We start from the raw sequence: 22,431 nt of genomic DNA, 5'->3' as shown, positions 1-22,431 counted from the left end.
GGTCCATCGTGGCAGAACTGGGCGACAATGGCGTGCGTGACCACGCAGCCGAACGACTCCTTCGCCGCGCCCGCCGCCGGACCGCCCACCGAGTGGGTGCTGACGCTGTCCTGCCCCGACCGGCCGGGCATCGTCCACGCCGTCAGCGGGATGCTCGCCCAGCACGACGGGAACATCACCGAGTCCCAGCAGTTCGGCGATCCGAGCTCCGGGCTGTTCTTCATGCGCGTCCAGGTCGAGTCACACGCCTCGCGCGACGAGCTGGAGCCGGCCGTCGCGGACGTCGCGGACCGGTTCGGCATGACCTGGGCCCTGGACGTCGTCGGACGGCCGATGCGCACGCTGGTCATGGTGTCCAAGGCGGCGCACTGCCTGGTCGACCTCCTCTACCGCGAGCGCGACCAGGGGATGCCGATCGACGTCGTCGGCGTGGTGGGCAACCACCCCGACCTGGCGGACATCGCCGACTTCTACGGCAAGCCGTTCCACCACGTGCCGGTCACGTCGGCGACCAAGGCGGAGGCGGAGGACCGGTTGCGGTCCCTGGTGGCCGAGCTGGACGTCGAGCTGGTCGTGCTCGCCCGGTACATGCAGATCCTGTCCGACGAGCTGTGCCGCGACCTCAACGGCCGCGTGATCAACATCCACCACTCGTTCCTGCCGTCGTTCAAGGGCGCCCGCCCGTACGCGCAGGCCCACGACCGCGGGGTCAAGCTCATCGGGGCGACGTCCCACTACGTCACCGGCGACCTCGACGAGGGGCCGATCATCGAGCAGGACGTCGAACGCGTCGACCACTCCCGGGCCGTCCGTCAGCTCGTGGCGCTGGGCGAGGACGTCGAGCGGCGCACGCTGGCCCGCGCGGTGCGGTGGCACGCCGAGCACCGCGTGCTCCTCAACGGTCACCGCACCGTCGTCTTCCACTGAGCCGGAGGTCGGGAGCAGGGGGAAGCCCGGGGCACGGTCGCGTTCACGGTCGCTGCGCGACCTGCACTTCGCGATGGACGACCGCGCCCCGGGCTTCCCCCTGCTCCCTGCTCTCGCTGCCGATCAGCCGACCGAGACCTCGACCACCGTCTTCCACGGGTCGTCGAAGCGCAGGGTCCGGCCGTCGTCGCGCACCGGCACGCGCGCGTGGCGCAGCCGGTCGCGCAGGGCCTCGACGTCGTCCTGCCCGGGGACGGTGAGCGCCACCTGCCCCAGGCCGAGCGACGCGGCCCGCGGCCCCGCCCCGGCGCTGTTCCAGGTGTTCACCGCCAGGTGGTGGTGGTACCCGCCCGCCGCGACGAACAGCGCGCCGGGCAGGTCCGCCATGACCTCGAAGCCGAGGGTGTCGACGTAGAACCGCTGTGCGGTGGGGATGTCGCCGACCTGCAGGTGGACGTGGCCCACCTGGGCTCCCTGTCCGGAGGCGCCGGCCAGCGCCGACTCGTCCAGGTGCTGCTGGAGATAGGCCTGCGGGTCGAACCAGTCCGTCCCCATCGCGACCCGGCCCCCGGACCGCTGCCAGGTGTCCCGCGGCCGGTCCCAGTAGAGCTCGATGCCGTTGTCCTCGGGGTCGGTGAAGTAGAACGCCCGGGAGACCCAGTGGTCGGCGTTCCCCACGAACCGGGACAGCGGGTGCCGGGCGGCGTGCACCACGGCGGCGGCGAGCGCCTCCTCGGTGTCGAACAGGACGGCCGTGTGGAAGAGCCCGGCCTGGTGCCGTGACGTCGCCGGCAGTCCCGGCGTGTGCCGGAGCACGACGACGGGGGTGCGGCCCCGCCCGAGCACGACCCGGTCGGGGGCGCCCAGGTCGGGCAGCTCGGTGAGCGCGATCGCCTCGCGGTAGTAGGCGCTCATCGCGGCGAGATCACCGACGTGGAGCGTGACGGCTCCCATCGTGGTCGCGGCCGCGAGGAGGTCGTCGGCGTGCGGGGTCGCGGTGTTCATGGGTCGGCTCCTGGGCGGGGTGGACGGGGTGGGACGGGTCAGAGCAGCGCGAAACCGGTGGTCCACGCGGTCTTCTCGCCGGCGGCGAGGGTGAGCTGGAGGAAGCCCAGCGCCTCGAGCTCGCGGGCGCGCCGCAGCGACCCGGCGTCGACGACGCGGACGGCGGACCCGTCGAGGGCGGCGGCGAGGGCGGCCTTGGCGTCGGCGTCGTCCCCGGCCGCGAGGACGGTCGTGGGCACGTCGCCGACGGTGCCGGTGGCGAGGGTGGCGGCGAAGTTGGTGTTGAACGCCTTGACCACCGAGGCCCCGGGGACCGCGGCGGCGAGCTCCGCGGCGGCGGACGAGTCCGCGGGCACGACGAGGGCGTCGAAGGTCGAGAAGTCGAGCGGGTTGGTGATGTCGACGACGGTGCGCCCGGCGAGCTGGTCGCCGTAGGTGGCGACGACGTCGTCGAGGGCGGGGTACGGCAGGGCGAGCACGACGACGTCGCCGGTGAGCGGCTTGCCGAGCTCCGCGGCGTCCACGGCGGGGTCGACGGCCTCGGCGGCGGTGACGTCGCGCGCCACGACCTGGACCTCGGAGCCCGCGGCGAGGGCGAGGCCGGCGATCGCGGTGCCCATGTTCCCGGCGCCGATGATGCTGATGCTGCTGGTCATGAGTGTTCCTCCTCGGTGGGGGCGCCCGCCATTTGGTTGACGCTACAACCAAGGTAAGGCGGTACAGTTGTCGTGTCAACCAATCAGGACGAGGAGACCTTCCCATGGACGAGGGCGAACCCCCGCGCTGGCTCGACGACGAGCAGATGCGCAGCTGGCTCCGCCTGCAGGCCGTCATCAGCCTGCTGCCCGCGCTGCTCGACCAGCAGCTCCGCCGCGACGCCCACCTGACGCACTTCGAGTACCTCACGCTGGCGATGCTGTCCGAGGCCCCGGACCGGTCGCTGCGCATGAGCGACCTCGCCCGGCTCACCAGCGCCACGCTGCCGCGACTCTCCCACGTCGCGCGCCGGCTCGAGGAGCGCGGCTACCTCACGCGCGGCCCCGCGCCCGACGACCGCCGCGCCACCGTCGCCCGGCTCACCGACGCCGGCTGGGAGAAGGTCGTGGCGAGCGCACCGGGGCACGCCCGCACGGTGCTGGAGAACGTCTACGACGACCTCGACCCTGCCGACGTGCGGTCGTTGACGCGGGTGCTGGACGCGATCCTCGCGCACGTCGACCCGCACGACACGTTCGGGCTCGCCGACCACGAACGCCGCTGAGGCGACCCTGGACTCAGGCCGCCCCGGTGATGGCGGCCAGGATCGACTCGTGCGAGGCGGTGGCGCGGAAGGACCCGTTGTTGCGCCCGTGGCGCAGCACCTCGATGCGGTCGGCGACCGCGCGGACGTCGTTGAGGTTGTGGCTGATGAGGATCACGCCCAGACCCAGGTCGCGCAGCCGCTGGATGTGCGTGAGCACCTCGCCGGTCTGGGCCACCGACAGCGCGGCCGTCGGCTCGTCGAGGACGACGATGCGCGGGTCGCCGATGAGCGTGCGCGCGATCGCCACCGCCTGGCGCTGACCGGCCGAGAGCTGGCGCAGCGTGGTCCGCACCGACGGGATGCGCACGGTGAGCCGCTCGAGCAGCCGGCGCGTCTCGACCTCCATCGCGCCGTCGTGCATCAGCCCGAACCGGTTGCGCTGCTCCCGTCCGAGGAACACGTTCGCCGTGACGTCGAGGTTCTCGCACACCGCCAGGTCCTGGAACACGCTGGCCACGCCGAGCTCGTTGGCCGCCGACGGCGAGGAGATCGTCACCGGCTTGCCGGCGATCTCGATCTGGCCGGCGTCCGGGGACAGCACCCCGGCCACGATCTGCGCCAGGGTCGACTTGCCGGCGCCGTTGTCCCCCACGAGCGCGACGACCTCGTGCGAGTGCACCTCGAGGTCGACGCCCACCAGCGCCTCGACGGCGCCGAAGTACTTGCTCACCTCGTGCAGGGCGAGCAGGGGTGTGCGGTGCGGTGCCGGCGGCCTCATCGTCCAGCCATCTCCTCGTCGGTACGGTCGGGGCGCTCGAACACGTCGGTGTGCTGGAGCGCGAGGGCGACGGCGCCCACCAGCTCGGCCCGCAGACCCAGCGCGGCGGGCACCACCTCGGGGCCGCCGGCCTGGTTGAGCACCGTGCGGCGTTCGAGCGCCGCACGCAAGGGTGCCAGAAAGGTCTCGCCCGTCTCGGCGAGCTCCCCGCCGACGACGACGCCCTGGGGCCCGAGCCCCGTCGCGAGCGCGGCGATGACGGCGCCGACCCGCTCCCCGGCGTCGGCCACGATCTCCCGGCAGCCGGGGTCGTCGTCCCCGGCCAGCCGCACGACGTCGCGCAGGGAGAGGTTGCCGTGGCTGGTCTGCAGCGGTTCGAGCAGCGCGGGCAGCCCCACCACGGTGTTCAGGCAGCCGCGGCTGCCGCACAGGCAGATGCGCCCGGCCGGGTCGACCTGGACGTGGCCGATCTCCCCCGCCGTGCCGTCGACGCCACGGTGCACCGTCCCGCCGATGACGATCCCGGCCCCGACGCCGTGGGAGACGCTGACGTAGACCATGTCCCGCCACGGGCGCCCGACGCCCATCGTCGACTCGGCGAGCGCCCCGAGGTTGGCGTCGTTGTCGACGAACACCGGGCGGGCCAGCCGCTTCTCCAGCACCTGGGCGATCTGCACGGAGTCCCAGCCCCGCAGCACGCCGCGGACGCTGATCATCCCGGTGGTGGGGTGCACGGGCGCGGGGATCCCGAGCCCGATGCCGAGCAGGTCGTCGAGGGTCGAGCCGACCCGCTCGAGCAGGTCCACGACGAGCAGCGCTGCCCGGTCGAGGCTGGTGTCGGACCGGTGGTCGGCCGGCAGCGGGAGCGTCTGCTCGGCGAGGACCTCGTGGGCGACGTCGGCGAGCGCCACCCGCATCGTGCGGTACCCGACGACGACGCCGGCCACCAGGCCGACGCGGTGCGAGAGCGTGACGAGCTGGGCCCGCCGCCCGGAGCGGACGGTGTTGCGGACCTCGACCACCTCGGAGGCGACGAGCTCCTTGACGATGGTGGAGACGGTGGCGGCGGACAGGCCTGTGGCACCGGCCAGCTCCACCTGGGTCAGGCTGCCGTACTTCTTGACGGCGTCGACCACGCGGGAGCGGTTGGCCTCCCGCAACGACGACTGCGTGCGCGCCATCGACTGCCGTCCCTTCACGACCTGGAGTGTAGAGGGGATGCCGACGGGCGGGTGGGAGGTCCCACCCGCCCGTCGGCATCGAGCTCCGGACTCAGCGGGCGGCCGCGGCCCGCTTCTTGTTCCAGATGTCGAAGGCGACCGCCAGCAGCAGCACCAGGCCCTTGACGACCTGCTGCATCGACTGCGGCACACCCATGAGCTGCATGCCGTTGGACATGACCGCCATGATCAGACCACCGATCATGGCGCCGCCGACCCGGCCCACGCCGCCGGTCGTCGAGGCACCGCCGATGAAGCAGGCCGCGATCGCGTCGAGCTCGAACATGTTGCCGGCGCCCGGCTGGGCACCGTTCATGCGCGAGGAGTAGACGATGCCGGCGACCGAGGCCAGCACGCCCATGTTGACGAAGATCCAGAAGTTGATCTTCTTCACGGCGACGCCGGACAGCTCCGCGGCGTGCCGGTTGCCGCCGACGGCGTAGACGTGGCGGCCGAACACCGACTTCTGGGTGACCAGCGTGTAGGCGATGATCAGCACGGACAGGATGATCAGCACGACCGGCAGACCGCGCGAGGACGCGAGCTGGTAGCCGAACCACATGACGACCGCCGCGACGAGCACGAGCTTCAGCACGAACAGCGGCATGGACTCGACCGACTGCTGGTAGGCGATCTTGCCCTGACGGGTCCGCCACTGGGAGACGGCGAAGCCGACGACGGCGATGCCGAAGATCACCAGGGTGAAGACGTCGTACCCGTACCCGCCGAGCAACCCGTTGAGGAACCCGTTGGCGATGTCGTAGTAGGTGCCGCCGAACGGCGACAGCGAGGCGTTGTCGAGCACCAGGAAGGTCAGGCCGCGGAACAGCAGCATGCCCGCCAGGGTCACGATGAAGCCGGGGATGCCGACGTAGGCGACCCAGAAGCCCTGCCAGATGCCGACCATGAGCCCGACGAGCAGCGCGGCGAGCACACCGGCCCACCAGGGCATCCCGTTACGGACGACGACGACCGCCGACACGGCTCCTGTCAGAGCGACCACCGACCCGACGGACAGGTCGATCTGCCCGGCGACGATGATCATCACCATCCCGATCGCGAGGATCAGGATGTAGGAGTACTGCAGGACGATGTTCGTCAGGTTCGTCGGGGACAGGAAGGCGGGGTGCAGCGCGGCGAACAGCGCGACGATCGCGACGAACGCGACGAGGATGCCGCTCTGGCGCATGTTCCGGGTCAGCGTGTCCCGGAGCGAGGCGATGGCGTTCATGAGGTGAGTTCCTTCGTGGGCAGGGGCTGGTCGCGCTCGAGGGTCATGAGCTCCATGAGGCGTTCCTGCGTCGCCTCGGCGACGGGGAGCTCACCCGTGATGCGACCGAAGGCGAGGGTGTACACGCGGTCGCAGATGCCGAGCAGCTCGGGCAGCTCGGAGGAGATGACGACGACCGCCTTCCCCGCCGCGACCATCTTGTTGATGATCGTGTAGATCTCGTACTTCGCACCGACGTCGATGCCGCGGGTCGGCTCGTCGAGGATCAGCACGTCCGGGTCGGTGTACAGCCACTTGGACAGCACGACCTTCTGCTGGTTCCCGCCGGAGAGCTTGCCGACCTCCGCCACGACGTTGGGGGTCTTGATGTTCAGCGAGTCACGGTACTCCTCGGCGACCTTCAGCTCTTCGTTGCTGTTGACCCAGCCGCCGGGGGCGAGCTTGGACAGGCCGGCGGCGGAGATGTTGTGCCGGATGTCGTCGATGAGGTTGAGGCCGTACTGCTTGCGGTCCTCCGTGGCGTAGGCGATGTTGTGCCGGATCGCCTCCGCGACGGTGCGGACCTGGATCTTCTGGCCGTCCTTGTAGACCGAGCCGCGGATGTTGCGGCCCCAGGACCGGCCGAAGACGCTCATGGCCAGCTCGGTGCGGCCGGCGCCCATGAGCCCGGCGATCCCCACGACCTCCCCGGCGCGGACCGAGAACGCGGCGTCGGTGATCACCTGTCGCCCGGCCTGGGTGGGGTGGTCGACGCTCCAGTCCTCGACCCGCAGCACCTCGTCGCCGATGTCCGGCGTCCGGTGCGGGTAGCGGTTCTCGATGTCGCGTCCCACCATGCCGCGGATGATCCGGTCCTGCGTGGACCCCGTCTCGGACATGTCGATCGTCTCGATCGTCTGCCCGTCGCGGATGATGGTCGTCCGGTCGGCGATCTCCTCGATCTCGTTGAGCTTGTGGGAGATGATGATGCAGGTGATGCCCTCGGCGCGCAGCGCGCGCAGGAGCTCGAGCAGGTGCTCGGAGTCCGTGTCGTTCAGGGCGGCGGTCGGCTCGTCGAGGATGAGCAGGCGCACCTCCTTCGAGAGCGCCTTGGCGATCTCGATGAGCTGCTGCTTGCCGACGCCGAGCTGGCCGATCGGAGTGGTCGGGTTCTCGTGCAGGCCGACGCGCTCGAGCAGGGCGGACGCCTGGTGGTTGGCCGCGTTCCAGTCGACCAGACCGAAACGCCCCCGGGTCTCGTTGCCGAGGAAGATGTTCTCGGCGACCGACAGGTACGGCACCAGGGCGAGCTCCTGGTGGATGATGACGATGCCCTCGCGCTCGGAGTCCGAGATGGACCCGAACTCGGCCGTGGACCCGTCGAAGACGATCTCGCCGTCGTAGGTGCCGTGCGGGTAGACGCCCGACAGCACCTTCATCAGCGTCGACTTGCCGGCGCCGTTCTCGCCGCAGATGGCGTGGATCTCGCCCTGCTCGACGGTGAGGGTGACGTCCGACAGCGCCTTGACGCCGGGAAACTCCTTGGTGATGGAGCGCATCTCCAGGATGGTGCTCATCTACGCTCTCGTCCCTCCTTGGGTGGGGGTACGACCGCGGCGACTGGCCGGCGGCGGACCCGGGGCGGGCCGTCCGTCGTGGCGGGTTGGCGCACGACGGACGGCCCGGCCGTGATGAGGTGGGTCAGACCCGCGGGATCACTCCGCGGTCTGGCCGGACTCGACCTCGTCCATCGTGTAGTAGCCGGAGTCCACGAGGACCGGCTCGATGTCCTCGGCGAAGACGGTCTCGACCTCCAGCAGGTAGGACGGGACGACCTTCACGCCGTTGTCGTAGGTCTCGGTGTCGTTCGCCTCGGGCTCCTCGCCCTCGACGAAGGACTCCGTCGCGGCCACGGCCTGCTCGGCGAGCTTGCGCGTGTCCTTGAAGATCGTCGAGGACTGGACGCCCTCGTTGATCAGCTTGACGTTGGAGATCTCGGCGTCCTGACCGGTGACGATCGGCAGGCCCTCCTCGATCGTCGGGCCCATGCCCGAGCCCTGGAGGGCGTTGATGATGCCGCGGGAGAGCACGTCCGCCGGGGCGAGCACACCGTCGAGCTTCTTGTCGTTGCCCGTGTACGTGGAGGTCAGCAGGTCCTCCATGCGGCTCTGAGCGGTCTCGAGCTCCCAGCGCTGCGTGCTGACCTGGTCGAAGCTGGTCTGGCCGGAGGGCACCTCGACGACGCCCTCGTCCATCAGCGGCTGCAGGACCGACATCGCACCCTCGAAGAAGAAGGTCGCGTTGTTGTCGTCCGGCGACCCGGCGAAGAGCTCGATGTTGTACGGGCCCTCCTCACCGGTGGGCTCGCCGTTCTCGTCGAAGTAGCCGAGGCCGCGCAGCAGGGCGTTGGCCTGGGCGACGCCGACCGCACGGTTGTCGAACGTGGTGTAGAAGTCCACGTTCTCGCTGTCGCGGATCAGGCGGTCGTAGGCGATGACCGGGATGTTCGCCGCGGCGGCCGCCTCGAGCTGGCTGGTCAGCGCCGTGCCGTCGATCGAGGCGATGATCAGGACGTCGACGCCCTCGGTGATCATCGAGTCGATCTGCTGGGTCTGGGTGGGGATGTCGTCGTTCGCGAACTGCAGGTCGACGTCGTACCCGAGCTCCTCGAGCCCGGCCTCGACGTTGCCGCCGTCCTGGATCCAGCGCTCGTAGGTCTGCGTCGGCATCGCGACGCCGACCTTGACGTTCTCGTCGCCGTCGCCCGCGGCACCGTCCGTGCCGGAGCCCGCGCCCTCGCCACCGCAGGCGGCCAGGGAGAGCGTCAGCGCCGCACCCGCGGCCACCGCGCCCATCTTGTTGCCGAGTCGCATCCTCGCGCTCCTTCTCGTCGTCGAGGGTCCCGCCGGCGGCGACCTTCACCGCCGGTGCCCACCGAGGGCCGGACCAAGGCCGCCGTCATGACGACCGAGGAACACTCTGCTGAGTTCGGGACTCGAAGTCAACGCTCTGGAGGGACAAGATCATCACGATCCGGTTACAGGTGAGCGTTAACAACCATCGCTCAGGGCCCGGATTGACCGAAAGAGGAACTTCCTGCGTTTGACTCTCGAACCTATGCGCACCGCGGTCGCCGAGACCGGGGAGCGCAGCCGGCCCCCACGATGCCATGCTCGGAGCATGGACGCGGTCACCGTCTCGGGCCGGCGGATCACCTACCGACGGACGGGCCGAGGCGATCCCCTGGTGCTGCTCCACGGCGGCTTCGGGTTCGACAGCCGGGCGTGGGAGCCGCAGCTCGACGCGCTCGCCGACCGGTTCGACGTCGTCGCCTGGGACGCCCCGGGCGCCGGCGGCTCCGACGACCCGCCGGAGGACTTCACGCTCGACGACTACGCCGACACCCTCGCGGGGTTCGTCTCCGCCCTCGGCCTCGACCGGCCGCACGTCCTGGGGCTCTCGTTCGGCGGCGGGGTGGCGCTCGCCCTGGCGACCCGGCACCCAAAGGTTCCCCGGAGCCTCGTCCTCTGCGGCGCCTACGCCGGCTGGGCGGGGTCGCTCTCGCCCGACGAGGTCGACCGCCGGCTCCGGCGCGCCACCGACGACGTCACCCGCGACCCCGACGTCTGGCTGCCGGAGTACGTGCCCGGCCTGCTGGCCCCGGCCGCACCGACCGCTCTGCGGACGCGGACCCTCGACCTGATGGCCGGCGTCCACCCGCGCGCGAGCCTGACCATGCTCGAGGCGATGGCCGGTGCCGACCTGCGCGACGCCCTCGGGAGCATCCGCGTGCCCACGCTCGTGCTGCACGGCGAGCTCGACGTCCGCGCACCCCTGCCGGTCGCTGCGGCCCTCCACGAGGCCATTCCCGGGTCCCGTCTCGTCGTGCTGCCCGGCGTCGGGCACCTGAGCAACGTCGAGAGCCCCGACGCCTTCACCCGGGAGGTGCAGACCTTCCTGGCGGACGCGGGCTCACCGGCGTGAGGACGAGGCGGGGAACGACGCAGACATGCGCAGGCCGGGAGGCCGAGCCTGAGCTCCGCCTCCCGGCCTGCACGCCGTCGTGGACCGCTGTCAGCCCTGGGGCTCGACCAGCACCGCCACGGTCCGCGCCGGCACCGTCACGCTCCCGGCGTCACGGTCCCAGGAGGTCTCCTGGACGACGGGGTCGACGCCGCCGGCCTGCACCGGCGAGAGCTCGAAGCCCCGTCCGGCGAGGTCCGGCAGGTCGATCGTGGCCGCCTCGGGCGAGGCGTTGAACACCACGAGCGCCCCGTCGAGCGCCGGGTCGACGTCGGCACCGACCGTGTCGTCGATCGCCATGACGATGACGCCCGGGACGGCGTCCGGACCCGAGCCCGGGAACGAGACCTTCTCCTGGATGAGCTCGGCCGACCCCAGCCGGAGCAGCTGCGTCGAGGACCGCAGCTCCAGCAGCTCCCGCGCCTGCGCGGAGGCCGTGGCGATGTGCTCCGGCGTCGGCTTGAGCGCCGGGTCGGCCAGCAGCGGCGCCATGAGCGGCCACTTCTCCTCGTTGTCCGCGGCCATCGGCAGACCCCGGGCGAACCCGTTGTCCTGACCCGTCCAGTCGATGGCGTTGAACCAGTCGCCGGAGTCGTAGGAGTTGCGGTCCAGCGACTTCGAGCGGAGCAGGTCCGTGCCGGCGTGCCAGAACGAGGGCGTCTGGGCCAGTGCCGCCGTGCCGAGCGAGACGGTATTCATCCGGACCCGGTCGTCCATCGACGTCGCCTGCGGCAGCTTGAGCGTGAGCAGGTCGAACAGCGTCTCGTTGTCGTGGGCGTCGACGTAGGTGACGACCTCCTCCGGGGACTCGGCGTAGCCGGCCGGGGAGCCGCGGTAGTCGAGGTCCTCGCCCCGGGTCATCTCGCCGTCCGAGGTGAGGAACGTGTAGTCCCGCAGGTTGCCGGCCAGCCCCAGGCGGACCAGGTCCGTCTGGTGGGCGAGGTCGGCCGCCTCGTCGTCCCCGCCGTCGTTCACCGTGCCGGGCTCGCCGGTGCGGGCCTCGCGCCCGTTCGGGTCGGTGAACAGCCCGGTGCCGAAGCCCTGGGTGAACGTCGACGGACCGTCGACGGGCGAGCCGCCGTGCACGGCGTCGCGGAGCCGGTCGCTGAACGTCCCGATCCCGGTGCCGCCGAGCTGGCCCTGCGTGGCCTGCGTGAACAGGGCGTTGTCCGCCACCTCGCCGAAGTTCCAGCCCTCGCCGTACAGGTAGACCGCCGAGCCGTCCACGCCGTCCTCGTCGACCGTCAGCGCGTCGAGCGCCTCGCGGACGGCGAGCATGTTGTCCCGGGAGTGGTGACCCATGAGGTCGAACCGGAAGCCGTCGACCTTGTAGTCGCGGGCCCAGGTGACGACCGAGTCGACCATGAGCTGCTCGGCCATCGCGTGCTCGGTGGCGACGTTCTGGCAGCAGGTGCTGGTCTCGACGGCGCCGGTGGTCGGGTTGAGCCGGTGGTAGTAGCCCGGCACGACCCGGTCCAGCACCGACTTCTCGGCCTGGCCGCTCTGGGCGGTGTGGTTGAACACCTGGTCGAGGACGACCTGGAGCCCGGCCTCGTGCAGCGAGCCCACCATCGTGCGGAACTCGGCCACGCGGGCCCCGCCCTCACGGTCGACGGCGTACGAGCCCTCCGGCGTCGTGAAGTGGTACGGGTCGTAGCCCCAGTTGAAGGCGTCCTGACCCTGCACCTCCGCGACGGCGGCCTGCTGCTCCGTGGAGTCCGGGGCGAAGCCGGACAGGTCGCCGGTGGTCTCCTGGTCGGCCGGGTCCTCGGTGATCGAGGCGATGTCGAACGTCGGCAGCAGGTGCACCGTCGTCATGCCGGCCTCGGCCAGCTCACGCAGGTGGGTCATGCCGTCCGAGTCCGACTCGGCGAAGGCCAGGTAGGAGCCCCGCACCTTCTCGGGGACCGTGGAGTCCTCGACCGAGAAGTCCCGCACGTGCAGCTCGTAGATCGTCTGGTCGACGGGCCGCTCCACGACGGGCTGGGCGCTGGTGCGCCAGACCTTCGGCTGGAACTGCTTGTCGTCCAGCGACACGACCACCGAGTGCGTCGAGTCGGTGGTCAGCGCCACCGAGTACGGGTCGGTGACGACGTTCGCCTCCACCTGCCCGGTGCTGGGGACGTACACCTCGACGGCGAACTGGTAGCGCGCGCCGTACCAGGGGTACTTCTTGTCCTCGGCCTTGCCGTCCAGCGTCCACGAGCCGTCCGCGGTGCGGGCGGTGTCGAAGCGGTCGGGCTCCTCACCCAGGTCGCGACCCGCGGGCCAGACCAGCAGGTCGACGTCCTTCGCCGTCGGCGCCCAGAGCCCGAACAGAGCCCACTTGAGGTTCGGGTGCACCGTGACGCCGAACGGCCGGCTCGCCGCCTCCTTGGCGTACAGGTCGTCCAGCACGCCCGGCACCTGCACGCCGGTGGCGGCCGTGAGTGTGTCGCCGTCGGTGCGGGTCACCAGGAGCTGGCCGGTGAGCAGGTCCTCGACCGTCGCGCGGTCCAGGGCCTCGCCGTCCGACGTCGGCACCAGCGCCGTGTGGTCGGCCAGCGCCGGGAAGTCCTCGGCCACGTCGTCCGGCAGGTCGCCGGGCTCGAGCGTGTAGGAGGCCGCACCCTCGGGCAGCTCGCCGCCGTCGGGTCCGGTCACGGTGGCGCCGCCGTCGTCGCCACCGTCGGGCATGGTGGCCTCGAGGCCGCCCTCGGGGGCGGTCCACAGGGTCCAGGTGTCGCCGGTCCCGAGGTCGTCCGGGGCCAGCAGGAGGTCCTCGCGCACCCAGTGCGCGGCCTGCTGCCCGCTGCCCGCCAGCGGCGGGTTCTCGGTCCCGATGGTGAGCAGGTGCGTCGCGATGTCGTAGGAGAACGTCACGGTGTCACTCTCCCCCACGGAGAAGGAGTAGTTCGCGCCGTTGCGCGCCCCGTCCACGCCGTAGTTCTCGTCCCAGCTCATGCCGTGGGCCACCTTGACCTCGTAGGCACCGCCCGGCAGGGCGTCGGTGGACCAGGTGTAGACGCCGTCGCCGTCCGGGTCCTTGGCCCAGGTCGCGAGGCACTCGGGCTGCCAGTCGCCGGGGCAGCCGGCCTCGTCCTGGTAGGAACCGGGCAGCGTGACGATCGGGCCCTGGGCGGTCGAGGAGAAGTCCTTGCTCACCGGGTCCCAGTAGAAGGTGATCTCGCCGCCGTCGTGGCTGTACGAGGCGTTGGCGCCGTTCTGCTCGCCCCCGGCACCGTAGTTGAGGTCCCACGACCCGTTGATCGCGACCTTGTACTCGTAGTCACCGGCCGGCAGGTCGAACGTGCCCTCGAACACGCCGTCGGCGCGCTCGGTGAGGCGGGCGTTCTCGCAGTCCGGCGTCCAGTCCCCGGCGCAGCCCATCTCGCTGTTGTGGTTGCCGGGCACGGTCACCATGTCGATGTCGCTCGGGGGCTCCTCCTCGCCGGCGGTCCCGGAGACGTCGACGCCCACCGAGGCGAACGTCGAGGCCGCGGCACGGTCGCCGTCGGCGTCGACGGTCACCGCGCGGTACTCGACCAGGGTGCCCTCGGGCAGCCCGGCCGTGGTGTGGAAGACCCGCGGAGTCGTGTCCTCGGCGGTGCCGAGCGGCTGCCAGTCGGTGGTGCCGACCTCGCGCCACGCGAAGGAGGTCTCCGCCCAGGCGTCGTCGATCGCGGCCCGCACCGGGGCGTCACCGGACACGGCGGCGCCGGCGGCCGGGACCTCAAGCCTGATGTCACCCGAGGTGTCGGCACCGACCGTGCGGTCGGCGACCAGCACGACGGCGGAGGTCGCCGGGACGGTCACCGTGACCTCGCCGGAGGCGTCGGCCGTGACCTCACCGGTCTCCCCGTACAGCGCGCTGTACGTGGCGCCCGGGGTGAGGGTGGCGAAGGTGGCCGTGCGCTCCTCGGAGGCGTTGTTCAGCGCCACGAGGTGCTCGACCTTCTCGTCCCGGTCCACGCGACTGGTCGCGTAGATCCCGCCGCCGTCGGCGACGTGACGCTCGATCTGCGCACCCTGTCCCAGTGCCGGCGTGCTCTCGCGCAGCGCCGACAGGTCGGCGATGAGCGAGTACAGCGGGGCGTCGGTGTCGTAGCGGTCCTGGCTCCCGGCGGTCTCGCCGGTGACCAGCTCCTGGTTCGCGTAGGAGTCCACCTGCGTGGCGAACAGCGTCTGGCGGGCGTCCTTGTCCCCGCCTGTGCCGGCGAAGCCCTGCTCGTCGCCGTAGTAGACGACCGGCTGGCCCCGCGTGAGGTACATCAGCTCGTGGGCGAGCTCGTCACGCGCCAGCGGGTCGTCGGTGCTGTTCAGCATGTAGCCGACGCGGCCCATGTCGTGGTTGCCGAGGAAGGTCGGCAGCGCGGCCGCGGAGGTGTCCGGCGTCGTGTAGCGGTCATCACCGGCGAACATCCCGGCGAGTCCCTTCGCGCTGTTGCCGCTGGCGTAGCTGGTGGCCGAGGCCTGGAAGGCGAAGTCGAGCACGGAGCTCATGTCGGTCTCGCGCACGTACGGCGAGAGCAGCTTCGGGTCGGCGTCGTACACCTCGCCGAACATGAAGAACTCGTCCTTGCCGGCGGCGTGGGCGTAGTCGAGGACCTCGGTGGTCCAGGTGTCCCAGAACTCACGGTTGACGTGCTTGACGGTGTCGATGCGGAACCCGTCGATGCCGAGGTCGACCCAGTCCTGGTACACCTCGACGAACCCGTTCACCACGGTCGGGTGCTCGGTCATGAGGTCGTCCAGGCCGGCGAAGTCGCCGTAGGTGACGGACTCCCCGCTCCAGGTCGAGTTGCCGCGGTTGTGGTACAGCGTCGAGTCGTTGAGCCAGGCCGGCACCTTGACCTCGGCGTCGGCGTCGGCGACCACCGGGGTGTAGGGGAACGACGTCGCGGCGTCGAGCTCGGGGAAGTCGCCCGTGCCGGCGTAGTCGGCCGGGTCGAAGGTGTTCCCGGCGGCGTCGGTGTACGGCGAGGTGGCCTGGTCGATGTAGGAGTACTCGCCCTCGGCGTAGTCGACGACGTCGGCCGTGTGGTTGGTGATGATGTCGAAGTACACCTTGATGCCACGGGAGTGGGCGTCGGCGATGAGCGCCTCGAGCTCCGCGTTGGTGCCCAGGTGCGGGTCGATCTGGGTGAAGTCGGTGATCCAGTACCCGTGGTACCCGGCGCTGACGTCGTCGCCGCTGCCCTGGACGGGGCGGTTCTTGAACGACGGCGTGAGCCAGATGGCGGTGGTGCCGAGCCCCTCGACGTAGTCGAGGTTGTCGTGCAGGCCGGCCAGGTCGCCGCCCTGGTAGAAGCCCTTGTTCGTCGGGTCGAACCCGGACACCAGCGGGTCGTCGCCGAGCCCGGCGGTGTCGTTGGCGGTGTCGCCGTTGGCGAACCGGTCGGTCATGACGAAGTAGAACTGCTCGTCGCCGCCGGCCTGGCGGGCCGGTGCCGCGACGAGCGCGTCGTCCGTGGCGGCGTCGTACTCCCCGGCGAGGCCGAGCGGGGTCAGCGCGGTCAGGTTCGTGGCGTCGTCGTAGGTGACGCGCAGGCGGGTGTCGCCGCCGAGCACGAGGGGGGCGTTGTCGCCGCCGCCGTCGCGACCGTAGGCCTCGTCCCAGGAGTCGTCGATCGCGACCTTGTACTCGTAGGTGCCGGCGGGGACGTCGAACTCAGCCGCATAGGTGCCGTCGCCGACGGGCGCGAGCTCGGTGGCGTCGCACGCCGGGTCCCAGTCGGCGCCGCAGCCCAGCTCGGACTGCAGGTCACCGACGAGAGCGACGGACCGGTCGGCGGCGCTGGCCGCGGGAACCCCCGCGAGCGCCAGCCCGCCGGCCACGGCGGGGACGGCCACGGCGAGCGCCGCCAGCGTGGCGACGGCGCGTCGTGGCGCTGGTGGGCGGGGGGCACGGGCCATGGAGGACTCCTTCGTCGACCGGGCGCGTCGATCGCGACCTGCGGAGGACTGTACCGTTGCTGCAACTTTGCAGCAACGGTCGGCCCTCACCCCGCCAGGTGTCCCCAGCGCCGCTCCAGCGCCGACCACGGCCCCACCTCGGCGACCCGTCCCTCGACCAGCACCACGACCCGGTCCGCCCGCGCCAGCGCCGCTCTCTTCGACGTCGAACCGATCACCGTCAGACCCTGCGCGCGCAGCGCCGCCCACAGCTCGACCTCCGTCGCCGCGTCGAGGGCGCTCGAGACGTCGTCGGCCAGCAGCACCTCGGACCCGGTGGCCAACGCCCGTGCCAGGGCCAGGCGCTGCACCTGCCCGCCCGAGAGCCGCACCCCGCGGTGCCCGACCACCGCGTCCGCGCCTCCGGCGTCGGCGACGTCCGGCGCCAGCCGGGCGACGTCCACCGGCCCCACGACGTCGCGCGCGTGGTCCAGCGTGACGTTCTCGGCGAACGTCCCCGACAGCACCCGCGGCACCTGCGCCACGTGCGCCACCCGGGCCGGGCGCAGGAACGTCTCGGCGTCGGTGACGACCTCGCCGTTCCACCGCACGTCGCCCCGGTGCGCCATGAGCCCCGCCGCGGCGGACAGCAGGCTGGACTTGCCCGACCCGACCTGCCCGAGCAGCAGCACCAGCTCGCCCCGCTCGACCTGCAGGTCCACGCCCGTCACGCCGATCGTGCCGTCGTCGTGCACCGCCTCCAGCCCACTCAGCTCGAGCCGGTCGAACGGCGCCGTCGGCGGCGACGCGGGAACGGGCGACGGCGCGGTGCCGTCGAACAGGTCGACGCCCTCGGGCAGCCGGGTGAGGTCCGCGCCGCCCGCGAACGCCTGGGTCGCCCGGAGCCAGGCCCGGGTGCCGGGCGCCTCGGTGATCACCGCGCCGGCGACCACGCCGAAGTACTGGAACCCGCTCACGGCAGCGGTGACGAGCAACGTCGTCGCCAGGTCCCAGGTGCCGGTGAGCAGCAGCACCCACGCCGTCACGACGCCCGCCTGCACCATGACCGTCGGGATGCCGTCCAGCACGGCCTGGACACGGTGCTCGCGGATCGCCGCCCCGACCCGGCCGGCGTCGACCTGGTCCAGGTGACGGTGCACGTGGGGGGTCCGCGCCGCGAGCTTCACGGTGCGCGCCGCGTCCAGCGCCGAGACCAGGGCGCGCCCGAAGCCCGCCCGCGCCTCCGCGGACCGCGTCGCCGTCCGCCCCGCCACCGGCCGCCCCGCGAGCGCGCAGGCGGCGGTCGTCACCATGACGGCGAGCAGCACCAGGCCGGCCAGCGGCTCGCGGCTGACGGCCCAGGTGACCAGCACGACGACCAGGCCGTTGAGGAAGTCCACCCAGCGGTCGACGTAGAGGACGAACCGGTCGGCGTCGAGCGCGCGGGCGACCACCTCGCCCGCCGGCGAACGCCGCAGCCGGTGCCGGCGCGTCTGCCCCACCAGCACCGCGACGCGCACCCGCAGCATGATCTCGATCCACCACGACGGGTACAGCCGCACGGCCGCCGCCAGGCACAGGGGCGCGGCGAGGAGCATCGCCACGAGACCCGCCGTCTCGGCCACGGGCGTCCCGCCCGCGGCCACCGTCTCCACCGCGCGGCCCCACAGGAACCCGGCGAGCGCGCCCTGCGCCGCGAACAGCACGCTCAGCAGGAACAGGCCGGTCGCCGCGAGACCCCAGCGGGGCCGGGTCACCAGCGCGTGCAGCACGCTGCGGGCCAGGCCGGGCCCACGACCGGGCTCGGCGTGGGTCGGCGGTTCCCCGACGCGGCGCCGACCTCCGATGCTGCCGGACGTCGCGCCGGCGGACCCGTCGGCCGACGGGACGTCGTCGGCGGCGTGCGGCACGGGCTCGCCGGGGTCGCCGTCGATGAGCACGTCGTCCCCGGTGGCTCCCCCGGCTGCGAGCAGGTCGCGGAACGGCCCCTCCTGGCGCACCAGGTCGGCGCGCAGCCCCTGCTGGACGACCCGTCCGTGGTCGAGCACCACGACGCGGTGGGCGCGGCGCACCGTCCCGAGCCGGTGCGCGACCACCACACCCGTCCGTCCGGCGAGCAGCCGGTGGGAGGCCGCGACGACGCGGGCCTCCGTGTGCGGGTCCATCCGGGCGGTCGCCTCGTCGAGCACCACGAGTCGCACGTCCCGCACGAGCAGTCGGGCGAACGCGACGAGCTGCTCCTCCCCCGCCGACAGGGACGTCCCGCCGGGACCGAGCAGGGTGTCCAGCCCGTCGGGCAGCCCGGTCACCCAGTCGTCCAGCCCGAGCTCGTGCACGGCGGCCTCGACGTCCGTGCGGGGCAGGTCGGCGAACAGGGTGATGTTCTGCGCCAGCGTCCCGGCGAGGATCTCCGTGCGCTGGGTCACCACGCCGACGGCGCCGCGCAGGTGCTGCAGGTCCGCGTCGCGCACGTCGACACCGCCGAGGAACACGGTACCCGGCGGTGGCTCCACCGCCCGGGACAGCAGCGAGGCCAGGGTCGTCTTGCCCGACCCGGTGCGCCCCACGAACGCGACCGTCTGCCCGGCCGCCACGGACAGCGAGACGTCGCGCAGCGCGAACGTGCCCTCGTCGTAGGCGAACCGCAGCCCCCGCACCTCGATGTCGAGCGGGCGGTCGGGCAGCGTCGCGCCGCCGACCGGCTCCGGCTCGCTGTCCAGGAGCTGGCGGATGCGCACGACCGCGCCGAGCCCCTCCTGCAGGTCGGGCAGGTGCTGGGCGAGACGGTCGACCTGCCCGACGAACAGCGAGGTGGCCAGGAACAGCGTGACCAGGCGGTCCACCGGCATGCTGCCGGTGACCGCCAGGGCGACCCCGGCCACGACGACACCGGCCAGCAGGGCGTGCAGCAGCACGCCCGCCCGGGCCATGAGCCGGATCTCGACCCGGACCACCGCGAGCAGCGCGCGGTGCACCCGGGCGGACATCTCCGCCAGGCGCCGCAGCGCGAAGCCCTGCCCGCCGGCGGTCCGCAGGTCGTCCCGGGCCGCCACGCCCTCCTCGAGGACGGCCGCCTGGTCCGTCCAGGCCCGTTCCTCGACGACCTTGCGCCGTGCGATCTCGCCCAGCAGCGGTCGGACGGTCCACCACGTCACGGCCCCGAGCAGCGGGAACAGCACGCCCGCCGGCCACCAGGTGAGGGTCGCCACGACCCAGATGGGCCCGACGCCGACGACGGTGCGCCCCATCCCCCACAGCTGGCGGCGGGCGAGGCCTCCGACCGAGTGGGTGTCGTCGTCGACCCGGTCGAGGATCTCCCCGACGGCCTGCTCGGTGAGGACGCCGAGCGGCTGGTGCAGGGCGGCGGTGAGCAGGTCGCGACGCAGCCGGCCCTCGGCCCGGTCGACGACGCCGGCCCACGCGACCTGGCCGGCCGCGTCGAGCAGGGCTCCGCCCATCAGGCAGAGCGCGAGCAACAGGACGCCCGTCGTGGTCGGGTCCTCGGCGAGACCGCCGGCGACGACGGTCCCGAGCGCCGTGCCGACCGTGCCGACGGCCAGCGCACCGAGGGCCAGCGCGCTCACGGGGCCGCGCAGGCGTCGCCAGTCGAGGCGTCGCGCCGGGTCCTGGGCGACGGTCGTGGGACGCGCCGGCGGCGCGGAGAGCTCGATCACTCCTCGAGGCTAGGCCGCCGTCGGGCGCCGCTCGACTCCTTTTCCGCCGGCACCGGCGCGGACGCGCCGCCAGGCCCCGGCCCACCGCGGGAGGGGACGAGGCCGGGTCCCGGCGGGCCGACCGACGGGACGACCCGTCAGACGAGTCCGAGCGACCGCACGGTGTCCCGCTCAGCGGCCAGCTCGGCCACGCTGGCGTCGATCCGCTCGCGGGAGAAGTCGTCGATCTCCAGGTCCTCGACGACGTGCCAGGCACCGTCCGACGCCGTCACCGGGTAGGAGCACACGAGCCCCTCCGGCACGCCGTACTCACCGCGGGACACGATCCCGGCGCTGGTCCAGTCGCCCGCGGGGGTGCCGTGCACCCAGTCGTGGACGTGGTCGATGGCGGCGTTGGCGGCCGACGCCGCCGAGGAGGCGCCGCGGGCGTCGATGATCGCCGCGCCGCGCTTGGCCACCGTCGGGATGAAGTCGTCGGTCAGCCAGGCCTTGTCGGCCGTCAGCGTGCCGCCGGGGGTGCCGGCGACGTCGGCGTGGAACAGGTCGGGGTACTGCGTGGCCGAGTGGTTGCCCCAGATGGTCAGGCGGCGCACCTCCGCGACGGGGACCCCGGCCTTGTGCGCGACCTGCGACAGCGCTCGGTTGTGGTCCAGCCGCGTCATCGCGGTGAACCGGTCGGCGGGCACGTCGGGGGCGTGCGCGGCGGCGATGAGCGCGTTGGTGTTGGCCGGGTTGCCGACCACGAGGACCCGGACGTCGTCGGCGGCACCGTCGTTGATGGCCTTGCCCTGCGGACCGAAGATCCCGCCGTTGGCCTCCAGCAGGTCGGCCCGCTCCATCCCGGCCCCCCGAGGACGAGCCCCGACCAGCAGCGCGACGTTCGCGCCGTCGAACGCCCGCCCGGCGTCGTCGTCGATGTCGATCCCGGCGAGCAGGGGGAAGGCGCAGTCGTCGAGCTCCATCGCGGTGCCCTCGGCCGCCTTGACGCCCTGGGGGATCTCGAGAAGCTTGAGCCGCACGGGGGTGTCCGGGCCGAGCATCGCGCCCGAGGCGATGCGGAACAGCAGCGCGTACCCGATCTGACCGGCGGCTCCGGTCACGGTGACGTTCACAGGAGTCCTCATGGCCCCACTCTGGCCTACCCGGGGGCGCACGTCATCCCTTGCGCGCCGGTGTCCCGGAGACCGGCCGACGAGGCGCGGTACGGTGCACCCCGGTGGCAGCGTTCGCCCGCGCGGCGTTCAGGTCGCGCTCAGGGACCGCTGCCAGCATCGCCGCGGCGCCCCGGGCGGCGCCCGCACACTTCTCGACACGAGCAAAGGACACCTCCATGGCCGCGCAGACCGTGACAGCACCGGACGTCGGGACGACGCCACGTGCCCGACTCTTCACCCGCATGACCGCGGAGGCCTTCGGCACCTTCGTCCTGGTCCTCGCGATCCTCGGCACGGCGACCTTCAACTTCGTCAACCAGGGATCGATCATCCCGATCGCCCTCGCCGCCGGTATCTCCCTCATGGCGGTCATCGCTGCCGTCGGCCACCTGTCCGGCGGGCACTTCAACCCGGCCGTGACCTTCGGTCTCACCCTGGCCGGACGGTCCCGGTGGGTCGACCTGCTGCCGTACTGGGTGGCCCAGCTCGTCGGCGGCGCAGCCGCCGGTGCGCTGCTGCTGCTCATCGTCCCGAGCACCTTCCCGGCGGCGATCGGCGCGGCGAACGTCGGTGCCGTCCTCGCCGACACCGCCAACGGATACGGCGACCAGTCGCCGCTGGCGCAGCTGTCCCAGGGCCAGGTGACCTTCGACCTGGGCACCGCCGCGATCGTCGAGGTGGTCATCGCCGCGATCTTCGTCGGCGTGATCCTCGGCGTGACGAACGTGCGCGCCAAGATCACCTACCCGGCAGTTGTCATCGGCCTCACGCTCACCGCGCTGCACATCGTGTCCTGGCTGGTCACGAACACCGGGCTGAACCCGGCCCGGTCCCTGGCCTCCGTGATCTCCCCCGACGCCTGGACCGCGAGCGGCGGCTTCGGCCAGCTGTGGCTGTTCCTGGTGGCCCCGCTCGTCGGCGCGGCCCTCGCCGCGCTCTTCGCGCGGGCGTTCGCCCCCATGGGCACGACGACGCCGGTCGAGGGCTGGGGCGAGCAGCCCGGCACCGCCGCGGGCACCACCGAGGCCGCTGCCGCCGCGGCGGTCGCCTCCGCCACGGCGGCAGCGGTGACGACCGAGGACGCCGTGACCCCCGAGCGGTCCACCGCCGGCACGGACGTCCCGTCGGACGAGACCGCGTCGGACGAGACCACGACCGACGAGAAGGCGACCGGCACGAACACCGCCGACAAGGACGCGACCGACACGGACGCCACCGACGACACCGACGACGACGGCACGGACTCCTCGAAGACGTCCTGAGCCGACGTCCCCCGCCACGACGAACGCCGGGTGGTGGTCCCGCGGGACCACCACCCGGCGT

14 protein-coding genes are annotated in these 22,431 nt (G+C 72.3%); 4 read left to right on the top strand and 10 right to left on the bottom strand.

The annotated features are described in order from the left end of the window. Positions 1 to 27: 27 nt before the first annotated feature. Entirely contained in the window at positions 28 to 927 is a 900-nt protein-coding gene (purU, locus tag HLI28_RS00070; RefSeq protein ID WP_171245466.1) for a formyltetrahydrofolate deformylase, read from the top strand. 123 nt (positions 928 to 1,050) lie between these two features. On the opposite strand, the gene HLI28_RS00065 is transcribed toward purU, so the two are convergent. Beyond that, positions 1,051 to 1,932, bottom strand: a complete 882-nt coding sequence (locus tag HLI28_RS00065) for a VOC family protein (protein ID WP_171245465.1) — start codon at positions 1,930 to 1,932, stop codon at positions 1,051 to 1,053. 38 nt (positions 1,933 to 1,970) lie between these two features. Then, a complete protein-coding gene (locus HLI28_RS00060; protein ID WP_171245464.1) occupies positions 1,971 to 2,588 on the bottom strand; it encodes an NADPH-dependent F420 reductase in 618 nt (205 codons plus the stop codon). A gap of 104 nt (positions 2,589 to 2,692) precedes the next feature. Here HLI28_RS00060 and HLI28_RS00055 point away from each other — a divergent pair, with 104 nt between their 5' ends. Then, positions 2,693 to 3,193 (top strand): MarR family winged helix-turn-helix transcriptional regulator, encoded by a 501-nt coding sequence (locus HLI28_RS00055; RefSeq protein ID WP_171245463.1) that lies wholly within the window; start codon positions 2,693 to 2,695, stop codon positions 3,191 to 3,193. 13 nt (positions 3,194 to 3,206) lie between these two features. Here the strand turns inward: HLI28_RS00055 and HLI28_RS00050 are convergent, their stop codons facing one another. The 5 genes from HLI28_RS00050 to chvE all read right to left on the bottom strand — a co-directional run bounded on the left by HLI28_RS00050 (position 3,207) and on the right by chvE (position 9,256). After that, positions 3,207 to 3,953, bottom strand: coding sequence for an ATP-binding cassette domain-containing protein (locus HLI28_RS00050; protein WP_171245462.1), 747 nt, complete (start codon positions 3,951 to 3,953; stop codon positions 3,207 to 3,209). Then, the gene (locus tag HLI28_RS00045; RefSeq protein WP_171245567.1) at positions 3,950 to 5,134 is read right to left on the bottom strand and encodes an ROK family transcriptional regulator; all 1,185 of its coding nucleotides are present in this window, start codon (positions 5,132 to 5,134) and stop codon (positions 3,950 to 3,952) included. The genes HLI28_RS00050 and HLI28_RS00045 overlap by 4 nt, the downstream gene beginning before the upstream one ends. A 91-nt stretch (positions 5,135 to 5,225) precedes the next feature. Then, the gene (mmsB, locus tag HLI28_RS00040) at positions 5,226 to 6,404 is read right to left on the bottom strand and encodes a multiple monosaccharide ABC transporter permease (protein WP_171245461.1); all 1,179 of its coding nucleotides are present in this window, start codon (positions 6,402 to 6,404) and stop codon (positions 5,226 to 5,228) included. Next, positions 6,401 to 7,960: a multiple monosaccharide ABC transporter ATP-binding protein gene (mmsA, locus tag HLI28_RS00035; protein ID WP_171245460.1), complete on the bottom strand. Its 1,560-nt coding sequence runs from the start codon at positions 7,958 to 7,960 to the stop codon at positions 6,401 to 6,403. The genes mmsB and mmsA overlap by 4 nt, the downstream gene beginning before the upstream one ends. Before the next feature lie 138 nt (positions 7,961 to 8,098). After that, positions 8,099 to 9,256, bottom strand: coding sequence for a multiple monosaccharide ABC transporter substrate-binding protein (gene chvE / locus HLI28_RS00030; RefSeq protein WP_171245459.1), 1,158 nt, complete (start codon positions 9,254 to 9,256; stop codon positions 8,099 to 8,101). Between the two features lie 307 nt (positions 9,257 to 9,563). Here chvE and HLI28_RS00025 point away from each other — a divergent pair, with 307 nt between their 5' ends. Next, positions 9,564 to 10,367: an alpha/beta fold hydrolase gene (locus HLI28_RS00025; protein ID WP_171245458.1), complete on the top strand. Its 804-nt coding sequence runs from the start codon at positions 9,564 to 9,566 to the stop codon at positions 10,365 to 10,367. A gap of 90 nt (positions 10,368 to 10,457) precedes the next feature. Here HLI28_RS00025 and pulA read toward each other — a convergent pair whose 3' ends face one another. From pulA to HLI28_RS00010, 3 genes are all read right to left on the bottom strand, one after another. After that, positions 10,458 to 16,301, bottom strand: coding sequence for a pullulanase-type alpha-1,6-glucosidase (gene pulA / locus HLI28_RS00020; RefSeq protein WP_171245457.1), 5,844 nt, complete (start codon positions 16,299 to 16,301; stop codon positions 10,458 to 10,460). An 86-nt stretch (positions 16,302 to 16,387) separates the two neighbouring features. Further along, on the bottom strand, positions 16,388 to 19,954 hold the full coding sequence (locus HLI28_RS00015) for an ATP-binding cassette domain-containing protein (protein ID WP_171245456.1): 3,567 nt from the start codon (positions 19,952 to 19,954) through the stop codon (positions 16,388 to 16,390). Between the two features lie 137 nt (positions 19,955 to 20,091). Continuing rightward, positions 20,092 to 21,078 (bottom strand): malate dehydrogenase, encoded by a 987-nt coding sequence (locus HLI28_RS00010; protein ID WP_171245455.1) that lies wholly within the window; start codon positions 21,076 to 21,078, stop codon positions 20,092 to 20,094. Between the two features lie 206 nt (positions 21,079 to 21,284). Between HLI28_RS00010 and HLI28_RS00005 the strand changes: the two genes are divergently transcribed. Next, positions 21,285 to 22,370 (top strand): aquaporin, encoded by a 1,086-nt coding sequence (locus HLI28_RS00005; RefSeq protein WP_171245454.1) that lies wholly within the window; start codon positions 21,285 to 21,287, stop codon positions 22,368 to 22,370. Positions 22,371 to 22,431: the final 61 nt, after the last annotated feature.

It is taken from the genome of Isoptericola sediminis (assembly GCF_013085345.1).
In the GTDB taxonomy this organism is placed as follows: domain Bacteria; phylum Actinomycetota; class Actinomycetes; order Actinomycetales; family Cellulomonadaceae; genus Isoptericola; species Isoptericola sediminis.
The sequence above is the reverse complement of the archived record's forward strand: the minus strand, read 5'-3'. Positions and strand labels throughout refer to the sequence as shown.